The organism is Mesorhizobium sp. B4-1-4 (assembly GCF_006439395.2).
Taxonomy (GTDB): Bacteria; Pseudomonadota; Alphaproteobacteria; order Rhizobiales; family Rhizobiaceae; genus Mesorhizobium.
The window spans coordinates 3,160,140-3,176,908 of sequence record NZ_CP083950.1 but is presented as its reverse complement, the minus strand read 5'-3'; the positions used below and the strand labels follow the sequence as shown (position 1 = coordinate 3,176,908).

The following is a 16,769-nucleotide window of genomic DNA, read 5'->3' as shown; positions in this document are numbered from 1 at the left end:
GGTCTCGTTGAACCTTTTGAGAGGTCAGCACGACCAAGGTTCTGCAGGCTCCCCACTCCCTGCCGGTTCCCCGCCGGCCTGCCTGCACATTGCCCGGTCCTCCCAAGGATCGGGCTCTTCTTTTTCGGCTTGCTCGAAAAATGGTGGGTTGTAGCGTGGCGCCCTACCGGCGGTCCATGTCCCGCTTGAACTGGTCAAAGATCGTTTCCACGCCTTTCTGGTACTCGTCGCGCTGCTGCGCGCCGGTCTCGAACATCTTGCCGAAGATATCGTCGAATGGATTCCTCGGCCTGCCGCTCGGGTTGGTCTGCGGCTGTGGTGCCTGACGCTGCTGCGGGGCCTCGGACGCCGGCTGTTCGCCGCCAAATCCACCCCCGCCGCGCAGCATCTCCTCGAACATCTTTCCCAGCGGGTTGTCGCCGTAGGGGCTCTGGGTCTGCTGCGGCTGCGGCCGGTTCTGTGGTTGCTGGGCAGCGCCACCGAACATGTCCTGCAGCACCTTGCCGAGCGGATTGTCGCCATAGGGATTGGGAGCCGGCTGCGGCTGGCCTTGCGTTTGCCGCGTGCCGCCAAACATATCCTGCAAGACCTTGCCAACCGGGTTGTCCATCGGGGCCTGGGGCGGCGGGGCCTGCATGTCGCCGCTCTGCCGCATCATCTGCTCGATGATCTGGCCGAGCGGATTGTTGCCGCCGCCGAAGCCGCCTGCGGGCTGCATCGGACCTCCCGTCAACTGGTCCGTCGTCTGCTTGAACAGGCCGCCCATCACCATCGAGGCGATCGCGGGAAGCATCTGCTGCAGGATCTGCTGGCTGACGCCGCTCGCTTGCGCTGCCTGGCTGGCGACGGCGCGCGAAAGCTCTTTCGAGCCGAACAGGTGTCCCAGAATGCCGTTGCCTTCGTCGACGCCTTGCGGCGAGAAGGCGCGCGTCGCGTCCTCGAAATACTTGGCGTGCTGGCCGCTGGCCATCGCGGTCATGAAGGCGCCGAGCCCGTAGGGATCGGCGGTGTTGCGCTGCAACCCTTGCGAAAAAGCCGGCAGCAGCGCGGCGACCGCCGCCTGCGTCTGCTGCATCGAAAGCCCGTATTGCTGAGCAAGCGCCTGCATGCCGTTGCCGTTCTGGGCCTGCGTCAGCATGTCGAACAAGGTGGGCATCGGCTTCTCCTCCGGGAAATCCCCAGCTGAGAGCCTAGTTCGTTTCATCACTCTATTGAAGCGGGTTTTGCCGCTCCTCGACGCGCCGGGTCAGTAGGCGTATTCCATGAACACCGGTTCGATCGAGCCGCCCCAGCGCGTGTGGTAGGCCGACAGCATCTCCTCGGCGCTGGTGGTGCCGCGCGCCACGACCTCGTCGAGCGTGTTGAGGAACGAGGTCTCGTCGTAGCCGTCGCGGTTCTTCTTGCCGCGGTTCTTCAGCCCCAGGCGCGAAATGGCCAGCACATCGCGCGCCATCTCGCGCAGCGTGGCGTTGCGGAAGGGCGCGGAAATACCCAACTCCGGCACGGCGTTGCGCATTGCCAGCACTTCCTTGTAGGTCCAGCTGGAGGTCAGCGCCTCCGCCGCGTCGAGCGCCGCCGGGTCATAGAGCAGCCCGACCCAGAAAGCCGGCAACGCGCAGATGCGCCGCCACGGCCCGCCATCGGCGCCGCGCATCTCCAGGAAACGCTTCAGCCGCACATCGGGGAACAGGGTCGACAGGTGGTTCGCCCAGTCGCCCATCGTCGGCAGACCGTCGGGCACTTCATTGCGCGCGGCGCCGGCCATGAACTGGCGGAAGGTGATGTGCGTCATATCGTGATAGCGGCCGTCGCGAATGACGAAATACATCGGCACGTCGAGCGCCCATTCGACATAATCGGCGAAACCGAAATCGGGCGAGAAGCAGAATTCGAGCAGTCCGGAGCGCTGGTTGTCGGTGTCGCGCCAGATGTCGCCACGCCAGCTCTGCAGGCCGTTTGGGCGGCTCTCGGTGAAAGGTGAGTTGGCGAACAGCGCCGTCGACAGCGGCTGCAGTTTCAGCGACACCTGCATCTTGCGGCGCATGTCGGCTTCGCTCTCGAAGTCGAGGTTCACCTGGATCGTGCAGGTTCGGTACATCATGTCGAGGCCCTTGGTGCCGACCTTGGGCATGTAGCGCGTCATGATCTCATAGCGCGACTTCGGCATTTTCGGCGTCTCGGCCAGCGACCATTTCGGGCTGCCGCCAAGGCCGAGGAAGCGGATACCCATCGGCTCGGCGATCTCGCGCACCTGCGCCAGATGGGCATTGCCCTCGCGACAGGTCTGGTGGATTGTCTCCAGCGGTGCGCCGGAAAGCTCGAACTGGCCGCCGGGCTCGAGCGATATCGCCCCTTGTCCCGTCGGCTCGACCAAGCCGATGATGCGGCCGTCATCGATGATCGGGTCCCAGCCGAGCTTGTTTTGCATGCCTTCGAGGATGGCGCGGATACCGCGTTCGCCGCCATAGGGCACCGGTGCGTTGCCATCGACATAGAACGGAAATTTCTCGTGCTCGGTGCCGATGCGCCACTTGTCACGTGGTTTGTTGCCCTCGGCCAGGTGCTCGACGAGTTCGTCGACGCCTTCGATGGGCCGGAAATCGGTTGTGTCGCGCGCCATGATCAAGCCCTCAAGAGCAGCCGGAGGGCCGCCGGGGGTAAATGGACGAAATGTCAGCAGCCGATCAAGCGAAAAATCCTGAGCCAGAGGTCAAGAGGAATTGAAGAGCGCGCCTTCTTGCTCGGAGGGAGAAAGAAGAGCCTCACCAATCTCCGATCGTTGCCTGCATGACGGCAAGTGCGGCCACGGCCGCCGTGTCGGCGCGCAGGATGCGCGGCCCGAGCGGAATGGCGGTCACGAAGGGCAGAGCGCGCAGCATCTTGCGCTCGTCATCGGAAAAGCCGCCTTCCGGCCCGACCAGCAGCGCCAGCTTCTTCTCCTTCAATTGCCGCAAGGCCGGCAGCGGATTGTTGGTCGAGGCGTCCTCGTCGCAGAAGATCAGCCGCCGCTCCTTGTCCCACCCGGTCAGCAGGCGTTCGAGCTTTTCCGCCTCGCGAAGCTCCGGCACCGCCAGGATGCCGCACTGCTCGGCGGCCTCGACGACATTGGCGCGCAGGCGATCGATTGACGGCTTGGCCACTTGAGTATGCTGGGTGACGACCGGCTGCAAAATACCTGCGCCCATCTCGACCGCCTTCTGCACGAGATAGTCGAGGCGGCCCTGCTTCAGCGGCGCGAAACAGTAGATGAGATCGGGCAGTGGCGGCTGTGGCCGTTGTAGCGTCAGCACTTTCAGCCGCACCGCCCTTTTTGATTTGGCGGCAATGGCCGCCGACCATTCGCCGTCACGGCCGTTGAACAGCAGGACTTCCGCGCCTTCGCCGAGCCGCAGCACATGCATCAGATAGTGACTTTGCTGCTGGCTGGGCTCAAGCTCGATGTCCGCCCCGAGATCATCAGGCACAAACACACGTTGCATCTTGTAATTGGCGCGCATGGCGGAGGAATGGGGGACCCGGCCGCCGGCGTCAAGCCTCGGCGGACGGGTGCCATACCGGCCGAAAGCCCTGTCTCAACACCGAGATTGTGGTCGGCGGCGTCAGGAGCCGCAGTGGGCGGCCGGCGAGGCCGCTGAAACCTTGCGGTTGGCCATATCCAGCGAACGACCAGTCCAACACCTTGCCGGCGCGCAAGCCATAGGCATTGCCGCCGTCGGCAATCATCGCACCGTCAGGCAGGCCAGCAAGCTCATCGGCGGCGATCGCTGGAGGCTTGCCGCCCGACGCCAGTCTCTCCCTATGCAGCCGTTTGTCGACCTGCGGGGCGCGCGGTTCGGCAATGCCGAAGGCTTGCCGAAGTGGCCGACAAAATCCCTGGCCCGTTCGCGCTGGCAGAAGAAGCAGGGCCGGTGCCCCGCAGCCAACGCCGTGACCTCGTCCAGGAAAAACAGCTCGGTCCAGCCGGTCTTGCCACCCGGCCGGTTGCGGCCCATCGGCTCGCGCCGTACGTTGCGGAACTGGCACACGCAGATGATCCAGGCCTGCAGGGCCCAGCGTTTCTTCAACAGGGTCTTCGTTTCGGGATCATGGATGATGCCGCGATTGCCGGTGAACAGGCCGCGCTCTGGCACGGCGCGGATGGCGCCGAACGGATCGACCCGGTTCTGCAGTGGCATAGTTCTCTCCCAGGATACGCATCTTGGCTGCAACGCTGGCGGCATGGTATCGCTCCTCGCATCATTTTCATGTCAGCAGGGTTTGCGGATGCGGGTGCTGGTGGTCCAGAACTACGACAATACCGGCCTCGGCCAGGTTGGTGCCGCCCTTGCGGAAGCGGGTGCCGATCTCGATGTGCGCCTGCCCTACAAGGGCGATCCGTTGCCTGACGATGCAGCCGGGCACGATGCCATGGTGGTGCTCGGCGGCGGCCAGAATGCATTGGCCGACGATGAATATCCCTATTTCCCCGCGCTGCTCGAACTGACCCGCGATTTCGCCGGCAAGGACCGCGCGGTGCTCGGCATCTGCCTCGGCAGCCAACTTGTCGCCCGTGCCTTCGGCGGCGAGAACCGCATCGGCGGCGCCAACGAATTCGGCTGGCACGGCGTTTCGCTGACGCCGGACGCCAAGGCCGATCCGGTATTGGCCGCGCTGCCGGAAAAGTTCCCGATCTTCCAGTGGCACGATGACACGTTCGAACTGCCGGAAAACGCCGTGCGGCTCGCCGGCAATGACGTCGCCGAAAATCAGGCGTTTCGGGTCGGCCGCGCGGTCTACGGCTTCCAGTTCCATTTCGAGGCCGACCGGCCGATGGTCAAGGACTGGAGTTCCTCCTTCGCGCCTGTTATCGCCGCGCGCCATCCCGACTGGGCCGGCAAGCTGGACGGCGAAATGGCCCGTAACGGCCCCGACGCGGATGCCGCCGGCCTTGCCATTGCTCGCGCCTGGGTCGCGACCATCTGAGCATCCGCCCTCCGCAGCCCGCCGCGTGACATAATTGGCACGCGGCCCTGAATCCGTCTGGGAAAACACCTTTCATCCTTGGCTTGTGTCCGCCCGCTATCCTAGAAGGCGCGCGCCCTGCATCGGCTGTGCAACCGCGATGAACCTTTTGTGTGACCCGTGCGACACACCTCCGATACAGAAAATGCCTAGCAGCGCGAAATCGCCGAAAATTTGAAGCGAATTCTCCGTTTCAACGCATTGGTAACTGACCCATGCACAGATGCAGAAAGCTCAACAAGAGATGACTTCCGTGAAAGCAGCGCTTCTGTCCTTTGCCATGCTGTCGGCCATCGTGCTTTGCGGTCTGGGTATCTATACCGCGGATGCAGCCAACAACCACAACGCCATCGACGGCTACGGCGTCACCGCCTCGCTTCGCTAAAGCCGGAGTCTCCCTCGCGTCCTCTAACGCGCGGCGCTCAAGCTTCCTTTATCGCCATTTCCAGGATGCGCTTGTCCGCTCCGTCCACGACGAGCGCGGTAAGCTTGCCTGACTGCCAGGCAAGCGTGTCGACATTGACGCGGTTGACCATCACTTCGGCTTCCGGCACCGGCGTGTGGCCGTGCACCACGATCTTGGGATAAAGGCCGGAATGGTGGTGGAAGAGGTCGCGGATCCAGATCAGATCCGCAGGGCTTTGCTGGTCGAGCGGAACGCCCGGCCTTATGCCGGCATGGCAGAAGAAGAAGTCACCGAAGGTCACTGAAAACGGCAGCGAGCGCAGGAAGTCGATATGGCTCTGCGGCACGGCGTCGACCAGTGCCGCGTGGCCCTGCCGTAGTGCCGCCTCGGCCCTGCCGAACCAGCCATTGCCAGCGGAAAGCGTCACGCCATAGGACTGCGCCGTCTGGATGCCGCCATTGCCCATGAACAGGCCGTCCGGCTCGGGAACGTCGAGAAATTCGAGGAAGCCGATGTCGTGGTTGCCGGCGAGCATCAAATTGCGCGGATCGCGCTTTTGCGCCTCGATCAGGAAATCGATGACGCTTTTGGACTCCGGCCCCCGGTCGGTATAGTCGCCGAGATGGATGATGCGCCAGTCGGACGACGGCGCGTATTCCAGCTCGTTCTCGATCCGGCGATGCATGGCGCTGAGCAGGTCATATCGCCCGTGCACATCGCCGATGGCGTAGAGCCGCATGCCGTCCGGTCCACGCGCGTCGAGAAAATGAATGCCGCTCTGCGTCAAGGCTGGCGTCGTCTCCATGATCGGGCCGTCACGTGGAAGCTACGGCCAACGAATGAACGGTCCTAGCGCCGAAGCTGGTCCTTGCCCACGTCCGTCACCAGCCGCTTTCCGCACAGCGCCAGCGTTATGTCCATCTCCTTGCGGATGATTTCCAACGCTTTGGTAACTCCTTCCTTGCCGAGCGCGCCCAGGCCGTAAAGAAATGGCCGGCCGATATAGGTGCCCTTGGCGCCGAGGCAAAGCGCTTTCAACACGTCCTGGCCGGAGCGGATGCCGCCATCCATATGGACCTCGATCTGATCGCCGACCGCATCGGCGATTTCCTCAAGCACCATGATCGACGATGACGCACCGTCGAGCTGACGCCCGCCATGGTTGGAAACGACGATGGCGTCAGCGCCGGTTTTGGCCGCCATCAGCGCATCTTCCTTGTCGAGAATGCCTTTCAGGATCAGCTTGCCGCCCCAGCGCTCCTTAATCCACGCCACGTCCTTCCACGACAGCTGCGGATCGAACTGCTCTGTCGTCCAGGACGATAAAGAAGAGACGTCGCCGACGCCCTTGGCATGGCCGACGATGTTGCGGAAGGTGCGACGCTTGGTGCCGGCGATGCCCAGGCACCAGCGCGGTTTGAGAGCCAAGTCGATGATGTTGGTCAGCGTCATCTTGGGCGGCGCCGAAAGCCCGTTGCGGACATCCTTGTGGCGCTGGCCGAGGATCTGCAGGTCGAGCGTCAGCACCAGCGCCGAGCATTTCGCCGCCTTCGCGCGGTCGATCAGGTCGAGCACGAAATTCTTGTCGCGCAGAACATAAAGCTGGAACCAGAACGGCTTCTTCGTCACCGAGGCGACGTCCTCGATCGAACAGATGCTCATTGTCGACAGGGTGAAGGGCACGCCGAATTCCTCGGCCGCCTGCGCCGCCAGCATCTCTCCATCGGCGTGCTGCATGCCGGTCAGGCCGGTCGGCGCCAGCGCCACCGGCATCGAAACCTTCTGGCCGATCATGGTCGATTCCAGCGAGCGGTTGCTCATGTCGACCAGCACGCGCTGGCGGAACTTGATCTTCTGAAAATCTTCCTCGTTTGCGCGATAGGTGCTCTCAGTCCAGGCACCGGAGTCGGCATAGTCGAAGAACATCTTGGGCACGCGCCGGCGCGCGAGATCCTTGAGGTCTGCGATGGTGAGAATGTCGCTCATGATGGTCCCCGCTTGAATCGAATTGACTAGGAGCGTCTGCGCGCCGGTTCGGTGTCGCCGGCTTCCGAACGCTGCCGCAGTCTGAGCCGCGACACGCGTTGCCAGTCGCCGCTGCGCTCGGCTTCCGCCATCGACCGCTCGACATAGGTCATATGGTCCATCGCCGCTTGCCGGGCTCCGGCCGGATCGCCGGCTTTCACCGCGGCGTGGATCGCCTGGTGTTGGGCAAGCAGCGCCTCGCGCGCGCCGGGCACGGTGAACACCAGCAGCCGGTTCTGGAACACGCCTTCCGACAGCAGCCGGTAGCAGGAGCGCAGCGTGTGCAGGAGCAGGATGTTGTGCGCGCATTCGCAGATCGCGTGATGGAATTCGACGTCGATTTCGGCCTCGTCGTCGAAATCGCCGGTGCGATGCGCCTCATCCATGCGCGCCATGATGCGGTCGAGCAGCGCAAGATCCTCGGGGGTGGCGCGCCGCGCCGCATATTCGGCGGCTATGCCTTCGATCTCGCGGCGGTATTCCAGATAGTCGGTCACCGCCTTGCGATGCATCGAGATCAGGTCCGCCACCGGTTTGGTGAACAGCTGGCCGATGATGTCGGCGACATGCGTGCCGCCGCCTGGGCGCGTGGTCAGCAGGCCGCGCCCTTCGAGCGCCTTCAGCGCATCGCGCAGGATCGGCCGCGACACGTCGAACTGGCGTGCCAACTCGCGCTCGCCCGGCAACCGGTCACCCGTGCGCAGCACGCCTTCGAGGATGAGGCTCTCGATCTGCTGCACCACCTCGTCGGCGGTGCGCGAATGCTCGATCCTGGAAAAAATATCGCTCAACAGATTGCCTGGAAGGTGAACCGGTGTCACGCACGATAAAGCCTGCGTCGCCAACTGGTCAAATTATTTATCCAATTGGTCAGGGTGGGCCGGCATTGCCGCGCGCTGTTCCATCACCTTCGGCTAAACTTTGCTGTTTGCGTCATCAGGCGATTGGCCCTAGAGGGACGCGACTGCAAGAGGGTCAAGGAAACCCCGGGGGACCAGCCGTGTCAGACGACCCGTCCAATCTCGAATTCCAGCCGCGTGCCAAGGGCAGCGTCATGGGCTTCCCCGCGCATGAGGGCCGGCCCGGCGCACTGGGGGAGGTGCATGCCCGGCCGCATCCGCTGATCGAAAAGCCGCGCGTCCTGGTGCAACTCGCCTTCATGACCGAAGGCGGTTCCAGCGTCGATCATGCCGTGCTTTCCGAACTGTCGCGGCGCCTTGGCATTGCCGCGCCCGACCGCCAGGCGCGTCACCACGCCATGAAGTGGGGCAAGGGCTCGCTGCGCTGGGAGCGGCATACGGAATTCTCGACCTATCTGTGGGAAGGGCCGCTTTCCGAAAACGGCAGGGGGCAGGAGGATTCGCCGTTCGGCAACGGCTTTTCGCCGCCGGGCACCGTCATTTCGGGCATCCGGCTCGAGATCCGCAAATGGACACAGGTGAGCGAGCGGTTGATCGCCGATTTCGACCCTACCAGCCTGTGCTACTCGCTGGTCGAGCGCGGCAACGCGGCAATCGTCACCGATTTCCGCCAGGATGGTGACGGCATGACCCGCATACTGGTGCTCGATCGCGGCCTGACGCCGGCGCGCACCGGGGCGCTGTCGCAGCGGCTGATCGACATCGAAACCTACCGCACGCTCGCCATGCTCGGCCTGCCGCTGGCGCTGACCTTGTCGGGTCGCGCCCGTCGTATCGAGGACAGGCTGGCTCTGACCACGCTGGAAATGAAGGTCGCCGAGACCCGCGACAGCCAGACGCTGCTCGCCGACCTGACCGAACTTGCCGCGGAACTGGAGGCGGACGCGGCCTCGAGTCTTTACCGCTTCGGCGCCAGCCGCGCCTATGATGGCATCGTCGTCGAGCGGCTGGAGGCACTCGAAGAGGAAGCCGTGCCCGGCTACGACACCTGGGAAGGGTTCCTGCAGCGTCGCGTCGCGCCGGCGATGCGGACCTGCCGCTCGGTGGAAGAACGGCAAGCCAACCTGTCGCGAAAACTCACCCGCGCCACCACGCTGCTGCGCACCTGGGTCGATGTCGAGGTCGAGAAGCAAAACCGCGACCTGCTCGCTTCGATGAACAACCGCGCCCGCCTGCAACTGCGGCTCCAGCAGACCGTCGAAGGCCTCTCGGTCGCCGCCGTCTCCTATTATGTCGTCGGCCTGATCGGCTATGTCGCCAAGGGCGCCTCGATCTTCGGTCATGCCTTCGCGCCGGAGATCGTCACCGCCGCCTCGGTGCCGGTCGCCATCCTGCTGGTCTGGTGGGGCGTGCGCCGTGTGCGCCGGATGCATTCCGAGCCCGGCAAGCACGCCGGCGAATAGGCTCGCAATCTCCCCCCTCAAGGTCGCCGAAGGCGACAGAGGGGGTCGCCTCGGGTAGAGCGCCAGCGCTCGTTTCGCGCCAGAGATGAAGTCGGCGATCTAGGTGAGACGACCCCCTCCGGACGCTTCGCGGCCACCTCCCCCTCAAGGGGGGAGGGTAGCGGCAGATTGCCGCTGCGGAAGCTCGTCTCGGCCTCGACTTGCGGTCTCAACCAAAGCAGGATTTGCAACGGGCGTGCCGGACTGGTAAAAGATTTTGACCAGTGAACCAGAATGAGGCTGCTGATGTCCGGCCTGGCCATGCCGCAACCTGACGACGCCACGATGCGCCATCGCGACCAGATCATCGCCGACATGCGCATCATCGTGCCGGGCGAGGGCGTGGTCGATGCTGCCAACGCCATGCGGGCCTTCGAGAGCGATGGCCTGACCGCCTATCGGCAATTGCCGCTGGTCGTGGTGCTGCCTGAAACGGTGGCGCAGGTGTCCCGCGTATTGAAATACTGCAACGACCGCAACATCCGCGTCGTGCCGCGCGGCTCGGGCACGTCCCTGTCGGGCGGCGCGTTGCCGCTGCAAGACGCCGTTCTGCTCGTCATGAGCCGCTTCAACCGCATCCTCCAAGTCGACTATCCCAATCGCATCGTCGTTGCCCAGCCGGGCGTTACCAATCTCGGCATCACCACCGCCGTCGAGCAGGAGGGCTTTTACTACGCCCCCGATCCATCCTCCCAGATCGCCTGCTCGATCGGCGGCAATGTCGCGGAAAACTCCGGCGGCGTGCATTGCCTGAAATACGGCCTCACCGCCAACAATGTGCTCGGCATCGAGATGGTGCTGATGAATGGCGAGGTGGTGCGGCTCGGCGGCAGCCATCTCGACGCGGAAGGCTATGATCTGCTTGGCGTCATGACCGGTTCCGAAGGCCTGCTCGGCGTCGTCACCGAGGTCACCGTGCGCATCCTGAAGAAGCCTGAGACGGCGCGCGCCCTGCTGATCGGCTTTCCGACCAGCGAGCAGGGTGGCCAGTGCGTCGCCGACATTATCGGCGCCGGCATCATTCCAGGCGGCATGGAAATGATGGACCGTCCCGCGATCCACGCTGCGGAGGATTTCGTCCATGCCGGCTATCCCCTGGATGTCGAGGCGTTGCTGATCGTCGAGCTCGACGGGCCTGTCGTCGAGGTCGACCATCTCATCACCGCGGTCGAGGCGATCGCCATCCGCAACGGCTCGACCACCTGCCGCATTTCGCAGTCCGAGCAGGAGCGCTTGAGCTTCTGGGCCGGCCGCAAGGCAGCCTTTCCGGCGGTCGGCCGCATCTCGCCCGACTATTACTGCATGGACGGCACCATCCCGCGCAAGGAACTGCCGCGCGTGCTGCACGGCATGCGCGAGTTGTCGCAGAAATATGGGCTCGGCGTTGCCAATGTCTTTCACGCCGGCGATGGCAATCTGCACCCGCTGATCCTCTATGATGCCAACGTGCCGGGTGAACTCGACAAGGCCGAAAGCTTCGGCGCCGACATTTTGCGGCTCTGCGTCAAGGTCGGCGGCGTCCTCACTGGCGAACATGGCGTGGGCGTCGAGAAGCGCGACCTGATGCCGGAAATGTTCAACCAGATCGACCTCGACCAGCAGATGCGCGTGAAATGCGCCTTCGACCCCAACCACCTGCTCAATCCGGGAAAAGTCTTCCCGCAGCTCCGCCGCTGCGCCGAACTCGGCCGCATGCATGTGCATCGCGGGCAGGTGGCGTTTCCCGACATTCCGAGGTTTTGAGGTGATGGCGTCTCAGAATAGGGGTTCCTCGCCCCCGCAAAGCGGGGGAGAGGTGGCTCGGGCGCAGCCCGAGTCGGAGAGGGGGACGCCCGCACCAAGCCGCCGCTCGCCTGAGAAGATTGCGCGTGCTCGCACACTTCGTCACGGCGACAATCAGGCTGAAGCGTTACTCTGGACCGAGCTAAAGGCCAGAAGGCTCGGCGGGTACAAATTCGTACGGCAGATGCCGATCGGACCATACTTCGCCGATTTTACCTGTCGTAGCGAAAAGCTGGTCGTCGAACTTGACGGAAGTCAGCACTCCGAGAATTCCTATGACCGGCGACGCGACGAGTTCATGCGCGGTGAGGGATTTTCGGTGCTGCGTTTCTGGAATGTCGACATTCTCAAAACTCGCCGGATTGTCTGCGAGACCATTCTCGCGGCACTGGAGGGGCGAATAGCCGAAGACGTGGTCGCCACAGATCTGAGGTTTGTTTTCGCGCCCAAGAAGATTGGGGGCGACGTTCTATGATTGCCCCCTCTCCGTCTCGGGCTCCGCCCGAGCCACCTCTCCCCCGCCTTGCGGGGGCGAGGAACCCAAGCTCTGCCGAGGTCTGATTTGCTGTTCAAACAATTCTCGCTCGACAGGATCGCGCGCAAGGAAGTGATGCTCGCTTTTCGCCGCTGGAAGCGGCTGGGTTTCGGGGAGCACAGGCTTTGACCACCTTCACCCCCTCCACCTCAGACGAAGTCCTCTCCACCGTCGCCTGGGCGGCCGCGGAAGAGTCGCCGCTCGAAATCCTGGGCCATGGCTCCAAGCGGGGCGTCGGCCGTCCGCTGCAGACGGAGCACACGCTCGACCTGTCGAGGCTCACTGGCGTGACACTTTATGAACCCGCCGAACTGGTGCTGTCGGCGAAGGCCGGCACGCCGCTGGCCGAGATCGAGAAACTGCTGGCGGAAAACGGCCAGCAACTTGCCTTTGAGCCGATGGACTACGGCCCGCTGCTCGGCGGCGAGCCAGGCAAAGGCACAATCGGCGGCGTGCTCGGCGCGAACCTGTCCGGTCCGAGGCGGCTGAAGGCCGGCGCGGCACGCGATCATATCCTCGGCATCAATGTGATCTCCGGCCGGGGCGAAGCCTTCAAGTCCGGCGGCCGCGTGGTCAAGAACGTCACCGGTTACGACCTGTCGAAGCTGATGGCCAACAGTTGGGGTACCTTGGCCGTTTTCACCGATGTCACTTTCAAGGTGCTGCCGGCGGCGGAAACCGAGGTCACCCTGGCGATCAGGGGACTGCTTGATGATGCCGCTTCCACCGCGATGGCATTGGCGCTCGGCTCCAGCGCGGAAGTGTCTAGCGCTGCCCATCTGCCGGAGCGCATTGCCGCGCGCGTCGCCGGCGCCGCGCTCGGCAGTGATGCCGCCACGTTGCTGCGCGTCGAGGGCTTTGGCCCGTCCGTTGCCTACCGTATTGCAGCGCTGAAGACGCTGCTCGGCAAGGCTGGGCCGCTGGAGGAAATTTCCGGTGAGGCCTCGCGGCTGATCTGGCGCGACATACGCGATATCAGGCCCTTCGCCGATGGCGGCGAGAAGCCGGTCTGGCGCGTGTCGATGGCGCCCTCGCAGGCGCACCAGATGGTTCTGACGCTGCGTATGCAGGCCGCCGTCAGCGCCTTCTATGACTGGCAGGGCGGACTGGTGTGGCTGCGCATGGAAGAGGGCGACCCGGAAGCGGCACTGCTGCGCGGACTGTTGCGTAAACATGGTGGCGGCCATGCGACGTTGGCGCGCGCCGCGCCCGCCCATCGCACGGCGCTGCCGGTGTTCGAGCCGCAGGCGCCGGCGCTTGCCGCGCTCAGCCAGCGCCTGAAGCAGGAATTCGACCCGAAGAACATCCTCAATCCCGGCCGCATGGCCTAGGACATCAGCGATGCAGACGAATTTCTCATCCGCCCAGCTTGCCGATCCGCATGTCGCTGAATCGGAAAAGATCCTGCGCAAATGCGTGCATTGCGGCTTCTGCACCGCCACCTGTCCGACCTATGTGACGCTTGGCAACGAGCTCGACTCGCCGCGCGGCCGCATCTACCTGATCAAGGACATGCTGGAGAACGGCCGTCCCGCCGACAAGGAGATCGTCACCCATATCGACCGCTGCCTCTCCTGCCTCGCCTGCATGACGACATGCCCGTCGGGCGTCAACTATATGCATCTTGTCGACCACGCCCGCGCCCATATCCAGGAGACCTACAAGCGGCCGCTGCTCGACCGGCTGACCCGTTCCATGCTGGCCTTCGTCTTGCCTTATCCCCAACGCTTTCGCACCGCGCTCAAACTGGCAAAACTGGGCAAGCCGTTCATCGGCCTGTTCGAGAAGGTCCCGTCGCTGAAGCCGCTCGGCGCGATGCTTAGGCTCGCGCCTGCATCGATCCCAGAGGCTTCGCCGCTGGCGTCGCCGGGCATTCATGCCGGGCAGGGCACGAAAAAAGGGCGCGTCGCCATCCTCACCGGCTGCGCGCAATCGGTACTCGACCCCGCCATCAACGATACGACCATCTCGCTGCTGACACGACTCGGCATCGAGGTGGTGGTGCCGCCCGGCGAGGGCTGCTGCGGCGCGCTGGTTCATCATATGGGGCGTGAGGAAGCAGCCCTTGCTTCGGCACGGCAGAATGTCGACGCCTGGACACGCGCCATCGACCAGGGCGGTCTCGATGCCATCATCATCACCGCGTCGGGCTGCGGCACGACGATCAAGGACTATGGCTTCATGCTGCGGCTGGATCCGGTCTACGCCAACAAGGCTGCACGCGTGTCGGCGCTGGCCAAGGACATCACCGAGTATCTCACCGCCATCGACCTGCCCGAGCCGGTGCGCAGGCCCGGCACCGTCGTCGCCTATCACTCGGCCTGCTCGATGCAGCACGGCCAGAAGATCACCCGCGAGCCGAAGGAGCTGCTGGCCAGGGCGGGCTTCGTCGTGCGCGAGCCGCGGGAAGGGCATCTCTGCTGCGGCTCGGCCGGCACCTACAACATCCTGCAGCCCGAGATTTCGGCAAAACTGCGCGACCGCAAGGTGAAGAACATCGAGGCGACCGGTGCCGAGATCGTCGCCACGGGAAACATCGGCTGCATCACCCAGATCGCGTCCGCCGCGAAGCTTCCGGTGGTGCATACGATCAAGCTGCTCGACTGGGCCTATGGGGGGCCAAAGCCGGAAGGCGTTCTTGAAGAGAGGCTCGTCGCGGCGGAATAGTCGGCTTGGCGCTATTCGGCCGCCAACCTATCCGCCGTGCCATATGTCGCCTCGTAGAGCGCGCGCTGCCGGCTGAGTGCCACCATCGTGTTGCGCAGCAGGATCGCCACCGTGATCGGGCCGACGCCGCCCGGCACCGGCGTGATCCAGGAGGCGACCTCGCGCACGCTTTCGGTATCGACGTCGCCGACAATGCGGCTCGCCCCATCCGGCCCGATTTCGGAATTGATGCCGATGTCAATAACGGCAGCCCCTGGTTTCACCATGTCGGCCTTGATCAGCCGCGGCTTGCCGACGGCGACGAACAGCGCATCGGCGCGGCGCGCATGGGCGGCGACCGAGCGCGTCATGTGGTGGCAGACCGTGACGGTCGCGCCTTCGCTCATCAACAGGAAGGCGATCGGCTTGCCGACGATTTCCGAATGGCCGACGACCACGACTTCCAGGCCCTTGAGATCGAGGCCTGTCTCCTTCAGCAACTCGACCGAGGCGGCCGCCGTGCAGGGCGCGAGATCGAGCTGGTTGTAGACGATGTTGCCGATCGAGGCCGGGTGCATGCCCTCGACGTCCTTCAGCGGATGCACGGCCGCCTGCAGCGTCTTGATCGGGATATGCGCGGGAACCGGCCGCTGGATGATGATGCCGGTAACGCGCGGATCGGCGTTCAGGCCATGGATTGCCGCTTCCAGCTCGCCCGAAGTGATGGTGGCGGGAAAACGCCGTTCCTCGAAATCGATGCCGGCAAGCTCAGCCTTGGCGCGCTGGTTGCGCACATAGACATCGACGGCATCAGTGTCACCGACGGTGATGGAGATCAGCTTGGGCGGAAAACCCTCGGCTTTGGCAATGGCCGCATCCTGACGCACGGCGGCGATGATGCGCTGGGCAACCGGGCCGCCCTTGAGATAGCGGCTGTCGTCGGACAGGGACATGGGTGGACTCTTTCTCTCGTTGGCGCCGACATAGCAAAAGAACATCGGAAATGTCAGCACGAAAGCGAACCGCGATGCCTTTTTGCGCGACGCAACGCGGCGGAACGCCTCCTACCCAACCAAAAAGGAAAGGGCAGCGCGGTTCCCCGCACTGCCCTTCCTGACCGACCGCATCCCCATACGGCCCGTCCCCCTTATTTCTTCCGACCCCGGAAAACGATGCGTCTCCGGATCAGGTGATTCGCGAAATTATATCACCTCGACCGTGGTTCCGACATTGACCCGTTCATAAAGGTCGACGACGTCCTCGTTGCGCATGCGGATGCAGCCCGACGACACCGCGCCACCGATCGTCCATGGCTGGTTGGTGCCGTGGATGCGATACTCGGTGGTGCCGAGATAGAGCGCGCGGGCGCCGAGCGGGTTCTCGATGCCGCCAGCCAGATAGGTCGGCAGGTAGCGGCCTTTGGCCGCTTCGCGCTTGATCATCTGCGCCGGCGGGCGCCAGTCCGGCCAGACGCGCTTGTTGGTGATCTTGTGCGTGCCCGACCATTCGAAGCCCGGCTTGCCGGTGCCGACGCCGTAGCGCCGGGCCTTGCCGTTCTTCTCGACCAGATAGAGGAAATTCTGCGTCGTATCGATCACGATCGTGCCTGGCTTCTGCCCACCGTCATAGTCGACTTCCTGCGGCAGGTAGATCGGGTTGATCTGTGGGCGCATCACCATGCGCTTGGCCGGCATCTGCACGGCGGCCGTCTGTACGCGGTCGGGCTGTGCTTGCGGCTGCGCATAGCGCAGGCGCGGCTGCTGCTGCGCGACCGAACGGTTCTGCCGCACGATGCCGGGCGCATGGCCAAGCTGCAGCACCCACGGGGCAGAAAGGTCGGGGCTCACCATCACGGGCGGCCTGTCGGCATAGCGGTCGCCGGCGGTGGACGGCGTGACGCCGGCGGCAAACACAGCCACGGCGCCGAGCAAGGGAAACAGGACTCTCTTCATCGGGAACGCACCTTGATCGTCTGATACAACCGGGTGGAAACGCTCCCCGGTTCGGCGATC

At 64.2% G+C, this 16,769-nt stretch carries 15 protein-coding genes and 1 pseudogene; 7 read left to right on the top strand and 9 right to left on the bottom strand.

What is annotated here, in order from left to right; all coding sequences use genetic code 11:
• Window positions 1-163 precede the first annotated feature (163 nt).
• The 4 genes and pseudogenes from FJW03_RS15255 to FJW03_RS15240 all read right to left on the bottom strand — a co-directional run bounded on the left by FJW03_RS15255 (window position 164) and on the right by FJW03_RS15240 (window position 4,175).
• Complete coding sequence (locus tag FJW03_RS15255) at window positions 164-1,156, bottom strand: DUF937 domain-containing protein (protein WP_140766238.1); 993 nt, start codon at window positions 1,154-1,156, stop codon at window positions 164-166.
• A 90-nt stretch (window positions 1,157-1,246) separates the two neighbouring features.
• Window positions 1,247-2,620, bottom strand: coding sequence for a glutamate--cysteine ligase (locus FJW03_RS15250; protein WP_140766237.1), 1,374 nt, complete (start codon window positions 2,618-2,620; stop codon window positions 1,247-1,249).
• Window positions 2,621-2,762: 142 nt separating this feature from the next.
• Window positions 2,763-3,497: a 16S rRNA (uracil(1498)-N(3))-methyltransferase gene (locus FJW03_RS15245; RefSeq protein WP_140766236.1), complete on the bottom strand. Its 735-nt coding sequence runs from the start codon at window positions 3,495-3,497 to the stop codon at window positions 2,763-2,765.
• A gap of 31 nt (window positions 3,498-3,528) precedes the next feature.
• Window positions 3,529-4,175 (bottom strand): annotated as a pseudogene (locus tag FJW03_RS15240) (hypothetical protein).
• A gap of 88 nt (window positions 4,176-4,263) precedes the next feature.
• On the opposite strand from FJW03_RS15240, the gene FJW03_RS15235 reads away from it, so the two are divergent.
• Together FJW03_RS15235 and FJW03_RS30050 are read left to right on the top strand one after the other, a co-directional pair.
• On the top strand, window positions 4,264-4,962 hold the full coding sequence (locus FJW03_RS15235; protein ID WP_140610935.1) for a type 1 glutamine amidotransferase: 699 nt from the start codon (window positions 4,264-4,266) through the stop codon (window positions 4,960-4,962).
• 292 nt (window positions 4,963-5,254) lie between these two features.
• Window positions 5,255-5,386 (top strand): hypothetical protein, encoded by a 132-nt coding sequence (locus tag FJW03_RS30050; RefSeq protein ID WP_264296538.1) that lies wholly within the window; start codon window positions 5,255-5,257, stop codon window positions 5,384-5,386.
• Between the two features lie 37 nt (window positions 5,387-5,423).
• On the opposite strand, the gene FJW03_RS15230 is transcribed toward FJW03_RS30050, so the two are convergent.
• The 3 genes from FJW03_RS15230 to FJW03_RS15220 form a co-directional block, all read right to left on the bottom strand.
• Window positions 5,424-6,194, bottom strand: a complete 771-nt coding sequence (locus FJW03_RS15230; RefSeq protein WP_140610980.1) for a metallophosphoesterase — start codon at window positions 6,192-6,194, stop codon at window positions 5,424-5,426.
• Between the two features lie 62 nt (window positions 6,195-6,256).
• Window positions 6,257-7,393 carry an alpha-hydroxy acid oxidase gene (locus FJW03_RS15225; RefSeq protein WP_140610933.1) on the bottom strand — a complete coding sequence of 379 codons (1,137 nt, stop codon included), beginning with the start codon at window positions 7,391-7,393 and terminating at the stop codon, window positions 6,257-6,259.
• A gap of 26 nt (window positions 7,394-7,419) precedes the next feature.
• Window positions 7,420-8,223, bottom strand: coding sequence for a FadR/GntR family transcriptional regulator (locus FJW03_RS15220; protein ID WP_140766235.1), 804 nt, complete (start codon window positions 8,221-8,223; stop codon window positions 7,420-7,422).
• A 209-nt stretch (window positions 8,224-8,432) separates the two neighbouring features.
• Here FJW03_RS15220 and FJW03_RS15215 point away from each other — a divergent pair, with 209 nt between their 5' ends.
• The 5 genes from FJW03_RS15215 to glcF all read left to right on the top strand — a co-directional run bounded on the left by FJW03_RS15215 (window position 8,433) and on the right by glcF (window position 14,778).
• Window positions 8,433-9,755 (top strand): DUF3422 family protein, encoded by a 1,323-nt coding sequence (locus FJW03_RS15215; RefSeq protein WP_140610931.1) that lies wholly within the window; start codon window positions 8,433-8,435, stop codon window positions 9,753-9,755.
• Window positions 9,756-10,040: 285 nt separating this feature from the next.
• Window positions 10,041-11,537 (top strand): FAD-linked oxidase C-terminal domain-containing protein, encoded by a 1,497-nt coding sequence (locus FJW03_RS15210; RefSeq protein ID WP_140766234.1) that lies wholly within the window; start codon window positions 10,041-10,043, stop codon window positions 11,535-11,537.
• Between the two features lie 52 nt (window positions 11,538-11,589).
• Window positions 11,590-12,051 carry an endonuclease domain-containing protein gene (locus FJW03_RS15205; protein WP_226890360.1) on the top strand — a complete coding sequence of 154 codons (462 nt, stop codon included), beginning with the start codon at window positions 11,590-11,592 and terminating at the stop codon, window positions 12,049-12,051.
• Window positions 12,052-12,236: 185 nt separating this feature from the next.
• Window positions 12,237-13,442, top strand: coding sequence for a glycolate oxidase subunit GlcE (glcE, locus tag FJW03_RS15200; protein ID WP_140766232.1), 1,206 nt, complete (start codon window positions 12,237-12,239; stop codon window positions 13,440-13,442).
• A gap of 10 nt (window positions 13,443-13,452) precedes the next feature.
• Window positions 13,453-14,778, top strand: a complete 1,326-nt coding sequence (gene glcF / locus FJW03_RS15195) for a glycolate oxidase subunit GlcF (RefSeq protein WP_140766231.1) — start codon at window positions 13,453-13,455, stop codon at window positions 14,776-14,778.
• An 11-nt stretch (window positions 14,779-14,789) separates the two neighbouring features.
• Here glcF and FJW03_RS15190 read toward each other — a convergent pair whose 3' ends face one another.
• Both FJW03_RS15190 and FJW03_RS15185 read right to left on the bottom strand, forming a co-directional pair.
• Entirely contained in the window at window positions 14,790-15,710 is a 921-nt protein-coding gene (locus FJW03_RS15190) for a bifunctional 5,10-methylenetetrahydrofolate dehydrogenase/5,10-methenyltetrahydrofolate cyclohydrolase (protein WP_140766230.1), read from the bottom strand.
• 249 nt (window positions 15,711-15,959) lie between these two features.
• A complete protein-coding gene (locus FJW03_RS15185) occupies window positions 15,960-16,709 on the bottom strand; it encodes a L,D-transpeptidase (protein WP_140766229.1) in 750 nt (249 codons plus the stop codon).
• Window positions 16,710-16,769: the final 60 nt, after the last annotated feature.

What these genes read in the sequence shown, in the direction of transcription:
- FJW03_RS15255 (WP_140766238.1), bottom strand. Translation starts at nt 1,156, where the DNA reads ATGCCCACCTTGTTCGACATGCTGACGCAGGCCCAGAACGGCAACGGC.
- FJW03_RS15250 (WP_140766237.1), bottom strand. Translation starts at nt 2,620, where the DNA reads ATGGCGCGCGACACAACCGATTTCCGGCCCATCGAAGGCGTCGACGAA.
- FJW03_RS15245 (WP_140766236.1), bottom strand. Translation starts at nt 3,497, where the DNA reads ATGCGCGCCAATTACAAGATGCAACGTGTGTTTGTGCCTGATGATCTC.
- FJW03_RS15235 (WP_140610935.1), top strand. Translation starts at nt 4,264, where the DNA reads ATGCGGGTGCTGGTGGTCCAGAACTACGACAATACCGGCCTCGGCCAG.
- FJW03_RS15225 (WP_140610933.1), bottom strand. Translation starts at nt 7,393, where the DNA reads ATGAGCGACATTCTCACCATCGCAGACCTCAAGGATCTCGCGCGCCGG.
- FJW03_RS15210 (WP_140766234.1), top strand. Translation starts at nt 10,041, where the DNA reads ATGTCCGGCCTGGCCATGCCGCAACCTGACGACGCCACGATGCGCCAT.
- glcF (WP_140766231.1), top strand. Translation starts at nt 13,453, where the DNA reads ATGCAGACGAATTTCTCATCCGCCCAGCTTGCCGATCCGCATGTCGCT.
- FJW03_RS15190 (WP_140766230.1), bottom strand. Translation starts at nt 15,710, where the DNA reads ATGTCCCTGTCCGACGACAGCCGCTATCTCAAGGGCGGCCCGGTTGCC.
- FJW03_RS15185 (WP_140766229.1), bottom strand. Translation starts at nt 16,709, where the DNA reads ATGAAGAGAGTCCTGTTTCCCTTGCTCGGCGCCGTGGCTGTGTTTGCC.